Origin of the sequence: Acinetobacter sp. UBA6571 (assembly GCF_002434085.1) — a bacterium.
Classification (GTDB): Bacteria; Pseudomonadota; Gammaproteobacteria; order Pseudomonadales; family Moraxellaceae; genus Acinetobacter; species Acinetobacter radioresistens.
In genome coordinates this window covers 1-18,735 of the sequence record NZ_DJJJ01000023.1, presented here as the reverse complement: position 1 = coordinate 18,735, position 18,735 = coordinate 1, and the positions used below count along the sequence as shown (strand labels likewise).

Sequence of the window (18,735 nt, the reverse complement as noted above, 5' to 3'; positions counted from 1 at the left end):
TTATCTGGGTTCTTATGCTATGCCGCACCTGCCAGATACACAAGAGTATGCCGGAATACAGTGCGACAATTTATGTCTTATGATGTGAAACTAAACGTTTTGGAATTTTTAGGCAACCGGAAAACCATGAGATAACCCAACTTTACAGACCAATTGACTCCAGTGTTTTACCCTTGGTTTCTTCACCCAGAATAATGATCACCAGCGCTACAGCAACTAGGACCAATGTAAACATCAGGAACACATGGCTAAAGCCATGGTCTGCTACCATCATTTGTGTCACTACCAGTGGCGCCAGTATGCCGCCCATGCGGCCAACGGCTGAAGCCCAGCCTGAACCAAAAGCCCGGATATTGGCCGGATACTGTTCCGGGGTATATGTATAGAGTACGCCCCATGCGCCGAGGTTGAAGAAAGACATCAGACAGCCCCAGAACATGATCATACTGACACTAGAAGCCTGACCGAAGAAATAGGCCGAGACTGCACAAAACCCAATAAAACCCGCCAGAGTGATTTTACGGCCTAATTTCTCGACCAGCCAGGCTGCCACAATATAACCTGGAAGCTGGGCCAAAATCATAATCAGGACATATTCAAAGGACTGGACAATACTATAACCCTGTTTAACCAGCAGGCTAGGTAACCAGGTAAAAATTCCATAATAAGAGTAGACGATCCCAAACCAGATTAGCCATAACATCAGACTGCGACGCGCAAACTGCCCTGACCAGAGCTGCTTGAACGAAACACTTTTCTGGCTAGCAACCGGTTGAACCTCTAGTGTTTCTATTACCTCTACACCACACTGGCGTTCCAGTTGCTGTACTAATATATGCGCCTCATTAATCCGACCACGGTTAATCAGATAAGGGACAGACTCCGGTACTTTTTTAAGAATAATAAAAATATATAAAGCAGGCAGTCCACCAATTAAGAAAGCCACATGCCAGCCAAAGCTGGGAATAATAAAATAGGATATCAGAGCTGCTACCAGCCAACCTAAACCCCAAAAGCTTTCCAGCAGTACAATAAAACGGCCACGCACATGTGCCGGTACATATTCACTGACCAGTGTTACTGCAACCGGTAACTGCCCTCCCAGCCCCAAGCCCACAATAAAACGAAAAATCAGCAACCAGGTAAGATTCGGAGCTACAGCACAAAGTGCGGTAGCCACGCTATAAACTCCCAGCGTAGTCGCGAATACTGTACGCCGTCCGAAACGGTCAGCCAGCCCTCCTGAAAAAACAGCACCAATAGCCATTCCTACAAAGCCGATACTGACAATCCAGCCACTCTGTACCGGTGTCAGTGTCCAGTCCTTGACCAGAGTCGCCATGATAAAAGCAATAATTCCGGTATCCATGGCGTCAAACATCCAGCCCAGACCCACTACCCATAACAGGGTATAATGAAATCTGCCAATTGGCAGGCGCTGTACTCGTGAGACTAAATCCATGCTGCAGTACTCTGGTAATTCAAGTTTTGATTGATGGTCAGGACAAATCTTTAGAAGAGGCTGAACTATCGTCTTCATCTTTATAAATAAATTTTGGCATTTCCAGACCAAAATAAATAGCAATCAACCGCAAGGTAAAGCCAAATACCAGAGTTGCAATCACTGTCAGTTCAAGCGATAAACCCAGATTCAGACAGCTCCAGTAGCAGATCACTGCAACAAAAGAGATACTGGCATACAGTTCACGGCGGAATACTAGAGGCACGTCGTTACATAGAATATCTCGCAAAATACCACCAGAGACTCCGGTAAGCACTCCTGCAACTGCCGAAACTACGAAACCATGTCCCATTTGCAGGGCAATCTGACAGCCAATAATAGTAAAACCAATAAGACCCAAGGCATCCAGAACCAGAAAGATATTCCGTAAATGACGCATCCATTTAGCAATCAAAATGGTAAAAAAAGCCGCTGCACAGGTCAGCACTAAATATTCAGGATGTTTCACCCAGGTGAGAGGATAATGACCCAGCAGCACATCCCGGACCGAACCTCCTCCTAATGCCGTCACGCAGGCAATCAGCACTACACCAAACCAGTCCATGCTGCGTCGCCCGGCAGATAAAGCGCCAGTCATGGCTTCGGCTGTAATTGCAATAATATAAATTATAGTGAGAAGCATTGCCCTGTGTTCCGTCCAGGCTAAAAATAGCGCTATTTTAAGTTAAAGTTACCAGAAAAGGGGCACAGCATTGCTTAAATTTTTTGCCTGAACCACAAATACATGGCTGTTTCATGGTAACCGGCATATCAACCGTCGGGTCCAGAAAAAACCATTGCCCAGCCTGCTGCACAAAATACGATATTTCATGATGAAGTTGTGGCTGCTCGCCATCATGATAATGAGCTCTAAATTCGACTTCAGCATGATGTTTGGTCAGCTTTTCTTTAAAGTTGATTACTTCAAGTCCTAACCAGCGATTTGTCTCACTCCACTGCTGTATAGCAGGTACTTCGAGATAAGGCTGTTGACCAGATGCTGTAGTTTTTACGATATAGCCAATCTGCTGTAAAGCAAAAGCACTGTAGCGCGAACGCATGAGCTGTTCAGCATGTACCGCTCGGGTTTTGCCACTATGCAGAGGTTCACAGCAATCTTTATATAAGCCTTTACCACATGGACATGATGCGCCTGACATAAGCTGAATCCAAAAAAATAGCCCTTATGAAGGGGCTATTGTAGCGAATTTTCTAATACAGCTTCTAACGATATTCTTCATCAGATGCCGGCTGGTCACTGGTCATAATATGGATTTTCTCAATTTTATGACCGTCCATGGTGACCACTTCAAAGATATGCCCATCTGCCTGTAGCTTTTCACCATTTACAGGTAAGTGGCCCAAGTGATACAACATATAACCCGATAACGTTGAATACTGCTCACTTTCGTCAACCAAATTACGGCCCAGCAATAAGGACACATGTCGAATATCGGTTGAGCCTTCCAGCATCAGTGAACCATCCTCAAGGCTCTCTGCAGCCGCTTCCAGCTCATCTTCATCCGGAAATTCACCGGCGATGGCTTCAAGTACATCAATCGGTGTAGCGATACCTTCAATAGAACCATATTCATTTAAAACAATTGCCATCTGTAAGGGTGCCTGACGTAACTGTTCCATTACCATCAGAACCTGAGCATTTTCATGCACAATCACCGGTTCACGCAGATGTTTTTCGAAATTTAGAGTCCCGGTTTCAATGTATTCATTCAGGACTTTATGGGTCAATGCAATACCGGCAATATTATCAAGCTCTCCATGCGCCACAATCAGGCGGGAATGCGTCATGCTTAAGAGACGCTCTTTAATGACTTCAGCATCTTCATCCAGATCAATCCATTCAAGCTCTGGTCGTGGAGTCATCACGGATTTGACCGGTCTTTCGGCAAGTCCAAGTACGCCCTGCACCATTACACTGTGGTATACACCATTTTTTTCATCAAAAACTTCATCGGCAAAGGCGCGTGTTGCCAGCACATCTTCCGGCTCGTTTGATGGTGACTCATTACTATTGCTGGTATTTTTACCGCCGAGCATCCGCATCACTGCTGAGGCAGTGCGATAACGTAAATCAGTGGTGGTTACCAGCTTTTCCTGGTTACGACGCATGGTCTGGTTGACCATTTCTACCAGCACCGAGAAGCCAATTGCAGCGTACAGATAGCCTTTTGGAATATGGAAGCCAAAGCCTTCAACCACCAGCGAGAAGCCGATCATCATCAAAAAGCCTAGACACAGGATCACTACGGTCGGGTGGCGATTGACAAACTCCATGAGTGGTTTAGATGCCCACAACATGATTCCTACAGCAATAATGACTGCAATCATCATGACCGAAAGCTCTTTCACCATGCCTACTGCCGTGATCACGCTGTCAAGCGAGAATACCGCATCAAGCACAACAATCTGGACAATAACCATCCAGAAAGCCGCATGTACCGGATTTTCTTCTTTATGTGCATGATTACTTTCAATCCGTTCATGCAGTTCCATAGTCCCCTTAAAGAGCAGGAATACCCCACCGAACAGCAGAATCAAGTCACGGCCGGAAAACGGATGATCAAAAATATGGAAGAGAGGATCAGTTAAGGTGACCACCCAGGCAATAGAAGCAAGCAGGATCAGCCGCATCCCCAGAGCCAGGATCAGACCCAAAATACGCGCGGTATTTCGCTGATGTGGCGGCAGTTTTTCAGCCAGAATGGCAATAAATACCAGGTTATCAATACCCAGTACAATTTCCAGAACGACCAGAGTAACCAGGCCTACCCAAGCAGAAGGATCAGACATCCATTCAAAAATCATTGAACATGCTCCTGCTGGCGACTTACACTTTCTCTTGGAGAACTGTTACTGAAGTCCCGGATTCGGGTCACTATTTTTTCTTTATAAAAGTCAGGATATTCGGAGCGACTACAACCACTGCCCATGTTGATCAATATGTTGTTTAACAGATTTTCAGTATAGGCAAGATTTTTTAGAAATTCATCTTTTTTGTTTTTCAATCTTGTGCTCTTCACCAACTTGATACAAACCCTATGTAAAACCATTATAGCCTTCTACTGAAGATGTCATATTTTTTACTTAAGCTAGAGCTAGAGCGAGAAAAAAGAACATGCTAAGGTAAAAATATAATGATGAATAGTGTACTAGAAATGAGAAATGCCCCAGTTAATCCTGAACCAAGAACAACTCAGCATTTGGTAGCTTTATATTGTGGTTCGCGTCCGGGCAACAATCCAATTTACCGTGAAAAAGCAATTGAACTTTCCCAAGGACTGGCACAACATGGGTTTGGCATCGTTTATGGCGGTGCCAGTATCGGCCTGATGGGTCAAGTGGCTGACAGCGTATTGGAAGCTGGCGGTGAAGTCGTAGGGGTAATTCCAGAATTTATGCTGGATTATGAAATTGCCCATAACCAGCTAACAGAGCTGCATATTGTTGCAAGCATGCATGAACGTAAAGCACTCATGGCAGAACGAGCCAGTGCTTTTGTTGCCCTGCCGGGTGGTTTGGGTACCTTTGAAGAGATTCTGGAAATTGCCACTTGGGGGCAGCTGAATCAGCACCAGAAGCCGATGATTTTATATAATGTAAATGGTTTTTATAATGCACTGATCAACCAGCTGGATCATGCAGTACAAGAAGGTTTTCTGCCTGCTCAGCATCGCGCCAAAATTGTAGTGTGTGAACACAGTAAAGCCATCTTTAATGCAATGAAGAACCTGAACAGTCCAAGCCGCTTTGCAATTTAGTCAACTAACTGTAAAAAACGGGCTTAGGCCCGTTTTTTTAATATTATGTCCCCGAAATCAGCTGATAGAGCCAAGGTAAGGTGGTTGCCAAAAGTACGCTTACAGCCAGTCCGAAGAGCAACTTCATGGCATCTTTACTGACATTGCGTGAAGTCCGGTGCCGGTTTACTTCAACCAGGTGCATTGACATGGCAAACTCACGCCCGGCCAGGAGACCCAAAAAGACCCAGGTGGTACTCATCGGAATATTGCTCCATTCCTTGAACACCAACAGAATAAAGGCATAGATAAAATCAATAATGGTGGCTGAGCGAATATCTGCTACACCTGTTTTGGTATCAATAATATTCTGGATTTTCCCGCCGCGCTGGTAAAAAATGACGCCAAGCAAAATAATAAAGACTGAAATGGCAAATATCATAAAACCAAAAGGAACTACACGGGGAACATAAACGAAAATATTGGCCAGATCCTGAATCAGCCATTGGCTCCATAAAAATGCAGTCGAGACCCATTGCAGACCAACCCAGAATTTGGGGGTAGGATGATGCCGGGTCTGGCTAAAATAAACAGAGATTCTTTTAATGACAAATCGATAAACCAAAATTGCCACAATAAAAGCCACTGCATAACCCATCATCGATTTGGTCAGCATTGAACCCAGACTGCTTGGCGAGAAAATAGTAAGAACCAGAAAAGTAGTACTGACCGGAATACCGTAGCGCGTGAGCAGAATCAGTAATATGGGAGGAACTATATATAACCAGGTAATTCCTTCTTCAGGAAAGGGAATGGTTTCCAGACGTCCATAAGAAGCATCGCCGATACCCGAAGTCCACCAGCCATACATCAGCACTACCGCTAGAATACTGCTAGTATATAACCACAGTACCCACCAGGGACGATGTGCATTGGATGAAATAAACGTACCTAAGGTTTGTGGCACATCATTTCCGACAATTGAATAAGCTGCTAGACAGAAGCCTACAATCATAAAAATTTCGATTGTCATAGAGGTCAGGATTCTCTTGAAGAATAAGTATCACGACTGCCCCAAGCGGTCGGCTGTGACAAGATTATGACATTTTTATTGCAGCTTCATGACATTCTGATGACGAGAATTTTCTGAGAGGTTTACCTTTAAAGAATAAATAAAATATTTTAATGTGGGGCTTATTTGCAAATTAATCATTACTGAGAAAGTACAGAGCACTACAGGACTTTTATTCTAGATTCGATAAACTATCAAAAAATATCATTATTTATAATATTATGGCTGTTACCGCTGAGCATCAACCTGTACAAGCTGAATACCGTCTTTTAGTTTTTCTGGTATCAATCGGCTTCTTCATGCAAGGTCTGGACACCACCATTGTCAATACGGCAATTGCGGCAATGGCCGAGCAGCTGAATGAAGACCCGCTCAAGATGCATAGTGTAGTGGTGGCCTATGTACTGGCCTCGGCAGCCTGTATTCCACTAAGTGGCTGGTTGGCTGACCGTTTTGGTGTGCGCAATACTTATCTTTCAGCCATTGTAATTTTTACCCTAGCTTCACTGGGCTGTGGTCTGTCTGAAAACTTGAACCAGCTGTTGTTTTTCCGGGTAATTCAGGGCGCTGGTGCTGCTTTACTTTTGCCCATCGGCCGGCTATCTATGCTGAAAATTATTCCGCGCACACAATTCCTCTCAGCCATGAGCCTGATGAGCTTGGCAGGGCTGCTTGGGCCATTGATGGGCCCTACTCTCGGTGGCTGGTTTGTTGAAGCATTTTCATGGCACTGGATTTTTCTGATTAATGTTCCGATTGGTCTGCTCGGCTGTATCATGACCTTTAAAGCCATGCCGAATGTCACCGAAGCCAATGTCAGTTCATTTGACTTTAGTGGTTTTATTCTGCTTGTGCTGAGTATGGTCGGTATATCACTGTCTATTGAAGTGATTTCTAATGAAAACTACTCCAATACCTTAGGCTGGATATTATTTGCTGTAGGAGCCATCGCTATGATGGCATATGCTACGCATGCACACTGGCATCAGAATGCCCTGTTCCGTAGCAGCCTGTTCCGAAAAAATCCTGTATTTTCAATTGGAATATTAGGTAACTTTTTTGCACGGCTCGGTGGAAATTCAATTCCCTTTGTATTGCCGTTAATGTTACAGGTTGCATTTGATATCAGTCCGCTACAGACCGGTCTGATGATGATTCCACTGGTTTTGGGTTCCCTGATTTCTAAACCACTGATCAGGCCGCTGATTTCAAGATTTGGTTATCGCCGTTTTCTTATTGCCAATACTTGTCTGGTCGGTTTAACTATTGCCAGTTTTGCCTTGACTACTGCCGATACACCCATCTGGTTAAGAACTTTACATTTTCTGGTAATGGGTCTGCTTAACTCCCTGCAGTTTGTATCAATGAATACTCTGACCCTAAAAGATTTGCCCCAGCAGGATGCCAGTAAAGGTAATAGCTTTCTTTCCATGATTCAGATGGTCTCCATGAGTATCGGGGTAGCGCTGGCTGGTACACTGATTAATATTTTTAGTAATTACTATGGTCCAGTTGATGTTAGCAAGGCCTTTCATTCTGCCTTGATCTGCCTGGGTCTGATCAATATCTTGGCAGTGCTGATCTTTTGGCGTGTTCCAGATGAAAAGCAGATACAGCCGGAGTCCTGAATTTGACTCGAACTTTTAGTAGAAGCAGTTTATGCTTAAGCCTTCTGCCTATTACCTGCTAAGTTATGCCTCAGACTATTTCGCCAAAAATTGCCTGGTCATGGATGCTGGCCGTTGTTGGAAGCCTGCTGCTACTGGGTTTAGTACTGCTGAGTGTATTTAGCAACCGGCCACAGGCGGGAGAAGAATTCCCTGTTCAGGGTTTTGATGTTTCGCATCATCAGGGTGATATTGACTGGAAGCAAATTTCTCCCAAGCGCTATCAGTTTGTCTATTTAAAGGCGACAGAAGGAGGAGATTTTCAGGACCGTAAATTCCAGCACAACTGGCTGGCTGCACGCGAACAAGGCTTACGCGTAGGCGCCTATCATTTTTACCGCCTATGCCGTAATGGCGCAGTACAGGCCGATAATTTTATACAGACTGTACCGCATAAAGCAGACGCGCTTGCTCCGGTAATTGATCTTGAATACGATAGTAACTGTATTAATACCTATACCAAGGAGCAGTTACTTAAAGAAATCCAGCTGATGCATGACCGCCTGAAAACTCACTATGGCAAGCCGCCCATATTTTATGTATCCAAAAACTTTTATCATCTGGTACTAACCGACAGTTTTCCACATACCCCACTCTGGATTCGTGATTATGATGGAATGCCCGAGCTGAAGGATAAACGTGCCTGGAGCTTTTGGCAGTACAGCCGTCAGGGGAAAATTAAGGGAATTCCCAAACCGGTAGATTTGAATGCCTACCGGGGCAGTCCCGCAGAATGGCAGCGTTATCTGAAAAATATCGGTCTGAGTCCTGAACTCTGATGCGCAAGATTATTCATATCGATATGGATGCATTCTATGCGTCAGTTGAGCTGCGGGAGCGGCCGGAACTAGTACATTTGCCTGTGGTCATTGCCTCCCACCACCCTCGTGCTGTAGTGGCGGCCGCTTCTTATCCAGCCCGCAGTTTTGGTCTGCGTTCAGCCATGTCGATGACTCAAGCAAGAAAATTATGTCCTGATGTGTATGTGATTGAGCCGGACTTTGCTAAATATCGGGCTATTTCAGCCCAGATACATCACATTTTTCAGCAATACACTACGGTAATTGAACCGGTTTCACTAGATGAAGCTTATCTGGATGTCACTGAAAATCTGAAAAACCTGCCTAGTGCTACGGCTGTAGCAATGCAGATTCGTGAAGATATTTTTAAAACACTTCATCTGACTGCTTCAGCTGGCGTCGCTCCTAACAAATTTCTGGCTAAAATTGCTTCCGACTGGCACAAGCCTAATGGCATTTGTGTAATTAAACCTCATCAGGTTCAGGCTTTTATTCAAGACCTGCCCCTAAAGAAAATCCCGGGCGTTGGTAAAGTCATGCAGCAAAAACTGCAGCAGTTAAAGCTAGATACCTTGGGAGACTTACAGCAGGTTGAAGAAAGTCTTCTTATTCAGCATTTTGGTAAATATGGCCGGCAGCTTTATCTCTATGGCCAAGGGATTGACCATCGTCCGGTAGAGGCCAATCGACAGCGCCAACAGATTTCCAAGGAAATTACCTTTGATCGAGACTTAAGTTTGCAGGAATGTAATTCTTACTGGCCAATACTGGTTGAAAAAGTCTGGCAATCCCTCATCAATAAGAATCTGGTTGCCTGCGGGATCAGTTTAAAACTGCGACTTAAAAACTTTCAGACCCTGCAACACAGTAAAAGCTTCCGCCTGCCACTACGCTCTGTACTAGAGTTTGCCCAAGCCGTAGAGCTGCTGCTACAAGAAATGCATATTGGTGAAAATTCACTATTCCGTCTGGTTGGTGTAGGCGTATACCAGCTGCAACAAGCACAACAGGAAAACCAATTGAGTTTATGGTGAGGTCCATTTCTGGTTACTCTTTCATCAACCGGAGAAAAATCCAGCAACTTGTGCTCGCTTTTTCTATAGATTAAGGTACTCTAGACAGTGCAGTACATTTATCCATGTACTTTGAGATGCTAGAAATCACCTTTACTTTTAGCATGCTGTCCTGTGATTGGCGTGACGATCAAATCCGAATGTTACAGGGCAACTCGACAGTCAGGGTATAACATATAAAACTGCACAATATTTTCTTATAATTCCTCTCATTCATTTTTTGTTTTTAATAATTCGATTTTAGTTTACTTTTCATTTCCAATTTTACTGAGAAATAGCTGCATGTTATGGTAACTCATCATTCATGAATTAAATGTCGAGTAAAACATGCCTGTACAACGTCTGCATACCACTCCACGCTTTAGTGAGGTGACTATTAGTGGCCAACTGGTACATTTGGCCGGTCAGCTGGCTGAAGATACCCGTCTAGATATACAGGGACAAACACGCCAAACACTAGAGCTGATTGACAAGCTACTGGCTGAGGCAGGTACAGACAAATCTCATATTATGTCAGTACTTATATTTCTCAAAGATATTGAGCAGGATTATGCTGCCATGAATGAGGTATGGGATGCTTGGGTACCAGAGGGTGCCGCTCCACCACGAACCTGTGTTGAAGCTAAACTTTATGCTCCAGATGTATTGGTTGAAATGACTGTTACGGCAGTTTTACCCTAACCTCATGATCAGCAGAACAGGCACCTGACGTTTGTCGGGTGTCTTAATACAGTTTTATAGAATTTATTAAAAATAACAGCTTAATTTTACTAATACTGTCTTACACAGTCTCGGTAGTGCATAATATTTTCAAACTGGGGAGAGCGGGAGGAAGCTACTCCTGCTAGCGGCAGCTTTCCCAAAAAATCAGAACGAAGCTGCTCATATTCAGGTACACCTTTATAACGCACCACTTTATAACCTGCCGTTTCAAGTAAACTACACTGATAATGCTGATATTTTAATTTTTTTAAACTCAATGCATCATCAATTTCAATAATTGCAAAAATTTGGCTTTCTCGATCTAAAATCACAAAGTCAGCAATCATATGCTGATATTTTATACGGGTATGATTATATTTAGTGGTGAGTAATGTATCGAAAGAAACTTGAGCCAGAATATAGTAGTCTGGTAATACCTGTTGCAGGCGGTTAAAAGTCAACTGTTGGGCAGGACTGAAAATTGCACGGCGTTTGAGCGCACTATCATATTTGTCACGGGGCTTGAGTCTGTTAAAGAGCATGACTGCTACAACACACAGTGCAATAAGGCCTGCTATAATCAGGTAAAACATAATAATATTAATCCTTTAATCTATTTTTATAATCAGCTCGGTTTATAACCGCTTTATTCTAGTTAAAAATTTAAAACTCACCGGTCCAACTTAAATGATTTTGGCAGTAAGAGCAAGTCAGTTGGTCATATTCCTGCCTATCTGTTTTATCTTAAATACATATAAACAGTAGGCAATCTATTTATACAGTTTTTTCTTTACCGAATGTTATCCGTATCGGAATTATCGAGTGTAAAAATAAAGGCACCGAAGTGCCTTGATCAATTAATGGGGAGTTTTGAATTTACCTTTACGCTTATTCTTGGTCAATTCAAAAGGGCGCTTCTCACCTGTTTCACGTGGCGGTAAACCTGTATGCTGGGTCAGCATCTGCCCTTTTTTCGGCCGCTGGTTCTGCCCCTGATTTTGTCCTTGTCCTCTCACACCGGTAACACGTTTTTGTGAATCTCCAGCTACTGTCGAGTTCTTTTTGCGCGCCGATTTATATTCGCCCTCAATCCCTTGCGGCTGATAGGTTGGAATCAGATGCTGTTTGGAATTACCAATCAGATCCTGACGCCCCATTTCTTTTAAAGCTTCACGAAGCATTGGCCAGTTATTTGGATCATGATAACGCAAGAAAGCCTTGTGTAAGCGGCGACGCTTTTCACCTTTTACAATATCAACATCTTCAGTATAACGTGCCACTTTTGCCAGTGGATTCTTACTGGTGTGATACATGGTCGTTGCCGTCGCCATAGGTGACGGATAGAAAGTCTGGACCTGATCGGCACGGAAACCATTCTTTTTCAGCCAGACCGCCAGGTTCATCATGTCATAGTCAGTTGTACCCGGATGCGCAGCGATAAAGTAAGGTATCAGGTACTGTTCTTTACCTGCCTCTTTACTAAAGCGGTCAAACATCTGTTTAAAGCGGTCATAAGTACCAATACCAGGTTTCATCATCTTCGATAATGGACCTCTCTCAGTATGCTCTGGTGCGATTTTCAGATAGCCGCCCACATGGTGCTGTACCAGCTCTTTCACATATTCGGGATTGAGTACGGCAAGGTCATAGCGCAGTCCCGAACCGATAAGAATTTTTTTAATTCCTTTAATCGCCCGTGCTTTGCGGTAAAGCTGAGTCAATGGAGCATGGTCAGTATGCAGATTCTGACAAACGCCCGGATAGACACATGAAGGTTTACGGCAGTTTTTCTCAATTTCAGGGTCTTTACAGTGCAAACGGTACATATTTGCAGTAGGGCCACCTAAATCTGAAATAATACCTGTGAAGCCCGGCGCGGTATCCCGAATCTTTTCAACCTCACGCAGAATTGATTCTTCCGAACGGTTTTGAATAATCCGTCCTTCATGCTCTGTAATTGAGCAGAACGTACAACCTCCAAAACAGCCACGCATGATGTTTACCGAAAACTTGATCATATCAAAAGCCGGGAAGCGTGCATCGGCATAGGATGGATGTGGCAGACGTGCATATGGCAGGTCAAATACATAATCCATTTCTTCAGTAGTCAATGGAATCGGCGGCGGATTTAGCCATACGTCACGCTCACCATGCCGCTGCACTAGTGCACGCGCATTGCCAGGATTAGTTTCCAAGTGCAGAATCCGGTTAGCATGGGCATACAGTACCTGATCATTTGCAACTTGTTCAAATGAAGGCAAGCGAATTACTGCCAGCTCACGTGGAGGTAACTTGTGTTTAATGGCTTTGGATGCTGGCTGCAATTGCACAATTTGTGTATCCGGTTCAAGCTGGTCCCCTTCACGCACGATCGGATTATGAACAATTTCTTTCTGGAAATTCTGATATTGGGTTAGTGAATTCCCCTTATCTTTTTCAATTTCACAGCCATCAATATCTTCAGTCATTACATACGGGTTAATGATAGGATCAACACGACCCACCGTATCTACGTCATTCGAGGCAATTTCGATAAACTGGGCCTTGGAGGCACGATTATGTTTATTAATAATAAATGCTGTACCACGAACATCAGTAATCTCGTGAATCTTTTCGCCTTTGGCTAGACGATGCACTACTTCGATAATTGAACGCTCACCATTGCCGTACATGAGCAGGTCAGCTTTCGAATCCATTAAGATAGAGCGACGGACTTTATCTGACCAGTAATCATAATGTGCAATGCGGCGTAGTGACCCCTCAATTCCGCCTAACAGGACCGGAACATCTGGAAAAGCTTCACGGCAGCGCTGGCAATAAACAGTTGCTGCACGGTCTGGACGTTTGTTAGGTACATTGTTTGGAGAATAGGCGTCATCTGAACGGATTTTACGGTCAGCCGTATAGCGGTTGATCATGGAATCCATATTACCTGCTGTTACACCCCAGGCAACATTCGGTTTACCCAACGCGCGGAAGGCATCGACATTGGTCCAGTCTGGCTGCGCAATAATACCAACCCGAAAACCTTGTGCCTCTAATACGCGTCCGATAATTCCGGACACAAATGAAGGGTGATCAATATAGGCATCGCCACAGACTAAAATAAAATCGCAGCTATCCCAGCCGAGTTGATCCATTTCCTCGCGTGACATCGGCAAAAATGGCGCAGGTTCAAAACATGACGCCCAATATTTGTCGTAATCAAACAACGCTTTTGGCGCAGTCTGAGCGGTATAAGCAGTAGACATGGCTAGCAATTCTCGGCTGGCAGATGGAAGATCAAAAAAAAGATCAAAGATGAAAGCCGATCATTTTAACATGAAACCTGTTCATCTTTCTTGACTATAAGAATTTTATAAACAAGGAGATACAATTTATATCGGCTAATCTTTGTACAAAAACGATTTTTTGAAATTAAAATATTCATACCCGCAGTTTTAACAAGAATAATAAAAGAGGGTCAGCTGCGGTTTAAACGTAATGAGATGATGAGACCGAGACCGAGAAACAGGGTAATTATCACCGTTAAACCACCCCAGCCCCAGTTCTCCCAAACCAGCCCGCCACTACTGCCTAATACGCTTGAACCCAAATAGTAGCAGAACAGGTAAAGTGAAGAGCCGACTGCTCGATACTGTAAAGCCTGTACAGATACCCAGCTACTGGCTGTAGAATGTGCTGCAAAGAAAGAAAAGGTAAAAATCAGCAGACCCAGCAATATGCACCAGATTGAGGGAATCAGCATAATCCATAACCCCAAGATCATACAGATAAACATGGCTGGTAAAACTTTACCCCGACCATATCTACGACCCCAACCTGCGGCCCGCGGTGAACTATAGATGCCTGAAAGATAGGCAATTGAAATCAGGCCAATCCAGGCCTGAGAGAGTTCAAACGGTTTTTCCAGTAAATGATAGCTAATATAATTAAAGACCGTTACAAAACAGCCCATCAATAAAAAGCCTTCTGCAAACAGGAGCCTAAGTCTTGAGTCTGACAAATTTTTGGTGAATGACTGCTTAAACCTCGAAAAATTGATCGGATAAGGCTTGAAGTGCCGTGAAGCGGGCAAGGCAATATAAAATACAATAGCAATGATAAGGTTAAGCACACCAATGATCATTGTGGCAGTTTGCCAAGAAATAAAATCTAGTAGTACACCTGCAATGAGACGACCACTCATGCCACCAATTGCTGTCCCTGAAATATATAGCCCCATGGCAAAGCCGACATCTTTTTGTGCAATTTCTTCACCGATATAAGTCATGGCTACTGAAGCAACACCACTTACAGCCAGGCCAATTAACATTCGGGTACTTAAAAAAACTTCCCAGTAAGGCAGAAAGGAACTGACCAGCAACAATATTGAGGTCGAAAATAGGGAAATTGCCATAACCTGCTTACGACCATAACGGTCTGAAATCAGTCCGGCAAACAACAAGCCAAGTGCCAGTGCAATAGTGGAGAATGAGAGCGGGAAACTGCTATGGGTCGGGCTGATAGCAAAGAACTTGGCAAGGAAAGGCATCATTGGCTGTACACAGTACAATGATGAAAATATGGCAAAGCCTGCCAGAAACAATGAAAGTAGAATAGCAAAAAAAGGTCGCGTCCCATACTCGATATAAGACTGCGACTCTACAAATTCAGACATAAAAGCTCCTTATGCCTGATGAGTATACGCCTGTTTAAATCAGTTTAAAGTGACTTGATTTTCACATAGACGAGCTTTACATATTTTTTCCAGACTAATATAAAGCTTTCGGCAACTGGATCTGGATAATTTCATTATCATCAGCAAGTTTAGCATTACGACCGCTCGACCCCGGAAAATTGTTATCATTTAATACGGTCAGGGTACGGCCATCTTCAATAACGACATCTTCTATAGTCTCAAATGGAAAAGCAAACTGTGTGCCTGTACCAATGTCTCCATCACGTACCGAAGTATAAAGCTGGTTCGGGTTTGCAATCTTAATTAAGTCCAGCAGTTCTTCACGCTCAATTACCTTGCCGGACTCACCCAGCTTGATCCTGATCAACTTCTTATAGCCACCGAGATTATTCTGGCTGGCATCGCGCTCAATAATGATGCCTTCCTGATTATTAAAGAGCTGAAAGTCTCCAATCGCTGAAGCCTTGCTATCCAGCGTGAACAGATAGTATTTTCCGGTATAGGATTTAGTCTTTAGATCAAACTGGGAAATAATCAATTGGCCGCTGGCATCACCTTTTAATGGTTTTTCCAGTAATGGATAAAGATATTGGCCATCCTTAGAAAGTGCCATGCCTTCAAATCCGCCACTTTGCTGAATCAATGGTTCGATATAGTTAATTCCTGCCTTGTTGAGCTGATTCTGTGGTGATCGTAGCTCCTGTCCTTTAACTAAAGGATGCGGAAGAGGAATAGGGGCATCAAGCAGTACGCCTTCTGCAGAAAAATGCAGTAAATAAGGTCCGAACTCATCACCAATCCAGTAAGTCCCATCGGCTACTCGCTGCATTGATTCCGGATCAAAATCCGCCCCAGTTAAAAGACGATCTGGTGTATTGTTATTTACAATTTCAAAAGGAACCAACTTATTCGGATCACGTAGCTGGATAAAATCCTGAACAGACACCTGCCCTGTTCCCTTGGTCTTGGTTTTAAAATCAGGCTTAATTTTATAAATTCTTAGCAAATAGTCAGCTGAATTGTTTTGAGTCCCAAAACCATTATCTGACATGGCCATATAACTGCCATCATTATTTTTAACTGCAGCTGAGAAACCCTGTACAGGCTGCCCTTTAAAGGGCGGATAAATTCCATTAGCCCCCGATACGGCAGCGCCTGAGTCGGGGCCTTCTGCATAAGTTGAAACTGGAAGTTTGGCAAATGAAATCAGGGTAGGTACTGTAAGGGTTTCTGGTGAAGAGAACTGATCATGATCATCATCATTACAGGCGCTTAAACTGAGAGCTGTAAAACAAAGCAGAGATAGAAGTTTCTTATTCATCATATGTACTTATAAAAATTTTTATTCAATTAAAGCAATCAATTATGAAAATCTAACGACAATAAGATGAAAAGTTAATGACGATCTTATTACAGAAAATGAAATAGAGAAAATTATCTCCAGTCACATAAAAACTTGAGTATCTTTAAAATAATAAATTTCTGTCGTCTCTGGCTTAGAGGGAATAAGGCTTTCTACCGCTATAGTCTTTATCAGCTTTAAACTGATATAAAAATATATAGAGACAGAATATCTCTAATATATAAAACAACAGTTATAAAGTAATAGACAGGAAACTTTTCCGGTTGTACCGAATGAGACTATCTAAACAGATAGGTAGAGCGGCCCGGTCAGGATGATCGGGCCGCTCTATTTTATTCTAAATATTTAATAAAAATAAAAAGCCTCAGTTGAGGCTTTTTAATCACAGTTTTAGAGCTCTACAATGCGACGCGGTTTTTTAACCGGAATAACAGGCTCCGTTACCTCATCACTCATCGGTACAACTTTAATTAAAGCCACTGCTATTGCTCCAATGACTGCCGGTATAGCAACTGCAAGAAAATTCATTTTATGTGGTAATTCCATACCCAATAGGAAACCAATCAAAATCGGACCAACAATTGCACCAATCCGCCCAACTGCTGAAGCCCAGCCGATTCCAGTCGAACGTACTGCTAACGGATAGTACTGAGCAACATAACTATAGAGAAGAATACTGCTGCCAATTGCTGAAGCGCCCGCTAATGCTACCAGTAAATAAATTACGGCTGGTGGTGAATTAAATCCTAATCCAACCAAAGCCAGTGCCCCCATCAAGAACATTCCGATGATCACCGGTTTCAGATGGAATTTATCTGCCAGAATTCCCCCGCCAATCGTACCAATTACTGCCCCAATGTTCATAGACATCAGAAATATTAAACTGCTTCCCAGAGAGTAACCAGCAGCCATCATTAGTTTCGGTAACCAGCTACCTAATGCATATACCATAAGCAGGCACATGAAAAAACAGCTCCAGAACAGTAGTGTACTCATACCACGTCCCTGTCTAAATAAAGCTGCAACTGAGGCATCTGGAACTTTAACTTCATTTAAGACCAGCTGGGTCTGTAAGGTCATACTTTCCTGAGGCATAATCTTTTGAACAATCTTACGGGCTTTATCCTGCTGTTGTTTTTTAACCAGAAAAGTTAAAGATTCAGGCAAAAACTTCCATATGATTGGTAAAATCAGTAAAGGAATACCTGCAATATAGAACATGATCTCCCAACCAAAGGTCGGCGTAAACTGAGCCCCCAATAATGCCGCCATAATGCCGCCCATGGCATAGCCACTGAACATGGTAGTAACCAGAGTACTTCTTAATTTTTGAGGCGCATATTCTGATGTAAGCGCAACCAAGTTGGGTAGTACTCCGCCTATACCCAGCCCGGCAATAAAACGTAAAATACCAAATTCAGTCGGGTTTGAAGCAAAACCACCTAAAAAAGTAAATCCGCTAAATAAAGTGACACAGATCAAAATAACTTTTTTTCGGCCAATCTTATCGGCTAGCATTCCAAACAGCATTGCACCAAACATCATCCCCGCTAAAGCAGTACTGGCCAGCATGCCTGCCTGTACAGCAGTCATATTCCACTCTTGCATTAATAAAGGTAGAGCAACACCATTAATTGCCAGATCATAACCATCAAAAATGACAATAAATAAGCACCACAATACTATAGTCATATGAAAGGGCTTAAATTTGGCATGATCAATAACCGTATTGACATTTATTATGTTAGTTGACATTAGTTCTCACCTCCACTGTGAGTTTATAATTTCAACTAAAATGAATTATGATTCACTTTTTGTCTAAAACCCTAAAGGTATAAATACATACCCTAAAGGCATTAAAACGAAGATATGATATAAAATGTCAGCTTGACTTGAATAAAAAATCAACATTTAAATCAAAAAATTTAAAAAACTACCCAGTCTATATTTAAATTTATGAATTTTAACAGTTACTTAAGGATATAAGCCAAATTTATAAGACTAAAGAGATATTGAACTGAAAAATGATATCTCAAATTAACTATTATTTTATATAAACCCTCTAAGTATAAAAAAAGCCCCCTCGATGAGGGGGCTTTTTTAGAATAATGAGCTGGC

16 protein-coding genes are annotated in these 18,735 nt (G+C 42.9%); 5 read left to right on the top strand and 11 right to left on the bottom strand.

The genetic code is table 11. The features are described 5' to 3' along the window. Nucleotides 1-142 precede the first annotated feature (142 nt). The 5 genes from B3X18_RS03095 to B3X18_RS03075 all read right to left on the bottom strand — a co-directional run bounded on the left by B3X18_RS03095 (nucleotide 143) and on the right by B3X18_RS03075 (nucleotide 4,527). Complete coding sequence (locus B3X18_RS03095) at nucleotides 143-1,462, bottom strand: MFS transporter (protein WP_248088790.1); 1,320 nt, start codon at nucleotides 1,460-1,462, stop codon at nucleotides 143-145. A gap of 37 nt (nucleotides 1,463-1,499) precedes the next feature. After that, nucleotides 1,500-2,144, bottom strand: coding sequence for a trimeric intracellular cation channel family protein (locus B3X18_RS03090; protein ID WP_005017209.1), 645 nt, complete (start codon nucleotides 2,142-2,144; stop codon nucleotides 1,500-1,502). Nucleotides 2,145-2,181: 37 nt separating this feature from the next. Beyond that, nucleotides 2,182-2,661, bottom strand: coding sequence for a YchJ family protein (locus B3X18_RS03085; protein ID WP_034688764.1), 480 nt, complete (start codon nucleotides 2,659-2,661; stop codon nucleotides 2,182-2,184). A gap of 64 nt (nucleotides 2,662-2,725) precedes the next feature. Further along, nucleotides 2,726-4,327 carry a TerC family protein gene (locus B3X18_RS03080; RefSeq protein ID WP_005405845.1) on the bottom strand — a complete coding sequence of 534 codons (1,602 nt, stop codon included), beginning with the start codon at nucleotides 4,325-4,327 and terminating at the stop codon, nucleotides 2,726-2,728. Continuing rightward, a complete protein-coding gene (locus B3X18_RS03075) occupies nucleotides 4,324-4,527 on the bottom strand; it encodes a hypothetical protein (protein ID WP_005404518.1) in 204 nt (67 codons plus the stop codon). Before B3X18_RS03075 ends, B3X18_RS03080 begins: the two co-directional genes overlap by 4 nt. A gap of 129 nt (nucleotides 4,528-4,656) precedes the next feature. On the opposite strand from B3X18_RS03075, the gene B3X18_RS03070 reads away from it, so the two are divergent. Next, nucleotides 4,657-5,280: a TIGR00730 family Rossman fold protein gene (locus B3X18_RS03070; RefSeq protein ID WP_005017221.1), complete on the top strand. Its 624-nt coding sequence runs from the start codon at nucleotides 4,657-4,659 to the stop codon at nucleotides 5,278-5,280. 43 nt (nucleotides 5,281-5,323) lie between these two features. Here B3X18_RS03070 and B3X18_RS03065 read toward each other — a convergent pair whose 3' ends face one another. Then, nucleotides 5,324-6,292, bottom strand: coding sequence for a hypothetical protein (locus B3X18_RS03065; RefSeq protein ID WP_034688762.1), 969 nt, complete (start codon nucleotides 6,290-6,292; stop codon nucleotides 5,324-5,326). A 260-nt stretch (nucleotides 6,293-6,552) separates the two neighbouring features. On the opposite strand from B3X18_RS03065, the gene mdtD reads away from it, so the two are divergent. The 4 genes from mdtD (at nucleotide 6,553) to B3X18_RS03045 (ending at nucleotide 10,552) form a co-directional block, all read left to right on the top strand. Next, nucleotides 6,553-7,959: a multidrug transporter subunit MdtD gene (gene mdtD / locus B3X18_RS03060; protein ID WP_034688750.1), complete on the top strand. Its 1,407-nt coding sequence runs from the start codon at nucleotides 6,553-6,555 to the stop codon at nucleotides 7,957-7,959. Nucleotides 7,960-8,024: 65 nt separating this feature from the next. Beyond that, the gene (locus tag B3X18_RS03055; RefSeq protein WP_005017227.1) at nucleotides 8,025-8,777 is read left to right on the top strand and encodes a GH25 family lysozyme; all 753 of its coding nucleotides are present in this window, start codon (nucleotides 8,025-8,027) and stop codon (nucleotides 8,775-8,777) included. Beyond that, the gene (gene dinB / locus B3X18_RS03050; RefSeq protein ID WP_005022900.1) at nucleotides 8,777-9,832 is read left to right on the top strand and encodes a DNA polymerase IV; all 1,056 of its coding nucleotides are present in this window, start codon (nucleotides 8,777-8,779) and stop codon (nucleotides 9,830-9,832) included. The genes B3X18_RS03055 and dinB overlap by 1 nt, the downstream gene beginning before the upstream one ends. A 366-nt stretch (nucleotides 9,833-10,198) precedes the next feature. After that, nucleotides 10,199-10,552, top strand: coding sequence for a RidA family protein (locus B3X18_RS03045; protein ID WP_005022898.1), 354 nt, complete (start codon nucleotides 10,199-10,201; stop codon nucleotides 10,550-10,552). Between the two features lie 89 nt (nucleotides 10,553-10,641). Here B3X18_RS03045 and B3X18_RS03040 read toward each other — a convergent pair whose 3' ends face one another. The 5 genes from B3X18_RS03040 to B3X18_RS03020 all read right to left on the bottom strand — a co-directional run bounded on the left by B3X18_RS03040 (nucleotide 10,642) and on the right by B3X18_RS03020 (nucleotide 18,372). Further along, a complete protein-coding gene (locus B3X18_RS03040) occupies nucleotides 10,642-11,166 on the bottom strand; it encodes a DUF2726 domain-containing protein (RefSeq protein ID WP_005022895.1) in 525 nt (174 codons plus the stop codon). A 264-nt stretch (nucleotides 11,167-11,430) separates the two neighbouring features. Continuing rightward, the gene (locus B3X18_RS03035) at nucleotides 11,431-13,824 is read right to left on the bottom strand and encodes a YgiQ family radical SAM protein (RefSeq protein ID WP_017400638.1); all 2,394 of its coding nucleotides are present in this window, start codon (nucleotides 13,822-13,824) and stop codon (nucleotides 11,431-11,433) included. Nucleotides 13,825-14,036: 212 nt separating this feature from the next. Continuing rightward, entirely contained in the window at nucleotides 14,037-15,233 is a 1,197-nt protein-coding gene (locus B3X18_RS03030; protein ID WP_005405752.1) for an MFS transporter, read from the bottom strand. A gap of 94 nt (nucleotides 15,234-15,327) precedes the next feature. Further along, on the bottom strand, nucleotides 15,328-16,578 hold the full coding sequence (locus B3X18_RS03025) for an esterase-like activity of phytase family protein (RefSeq protein WP_005022887.1): 1,251 nt from the start codon (nucleotides 16,576-16,578) through the stop codon (nucleotides 15,328-15,330). A 429-nt stretch (nucleotides 16,579-17,007) separates the two neighbouring features. Next, nucleotides 17,008-18,372 carry an MFS transporter gene (locus tag B3X18_RS03020; protein WP_005022885.1) on the bottom strand — a complete coding sequence of 455 codons (1,365 nt, stop codon included), beginning with the start codon at nucleotides 18,370-18,372 and terminating at the stop codon, nucleotides 17,008-17,010. Nucleotides 18,373-18,735: the final 363 nt, after the last annotated feature.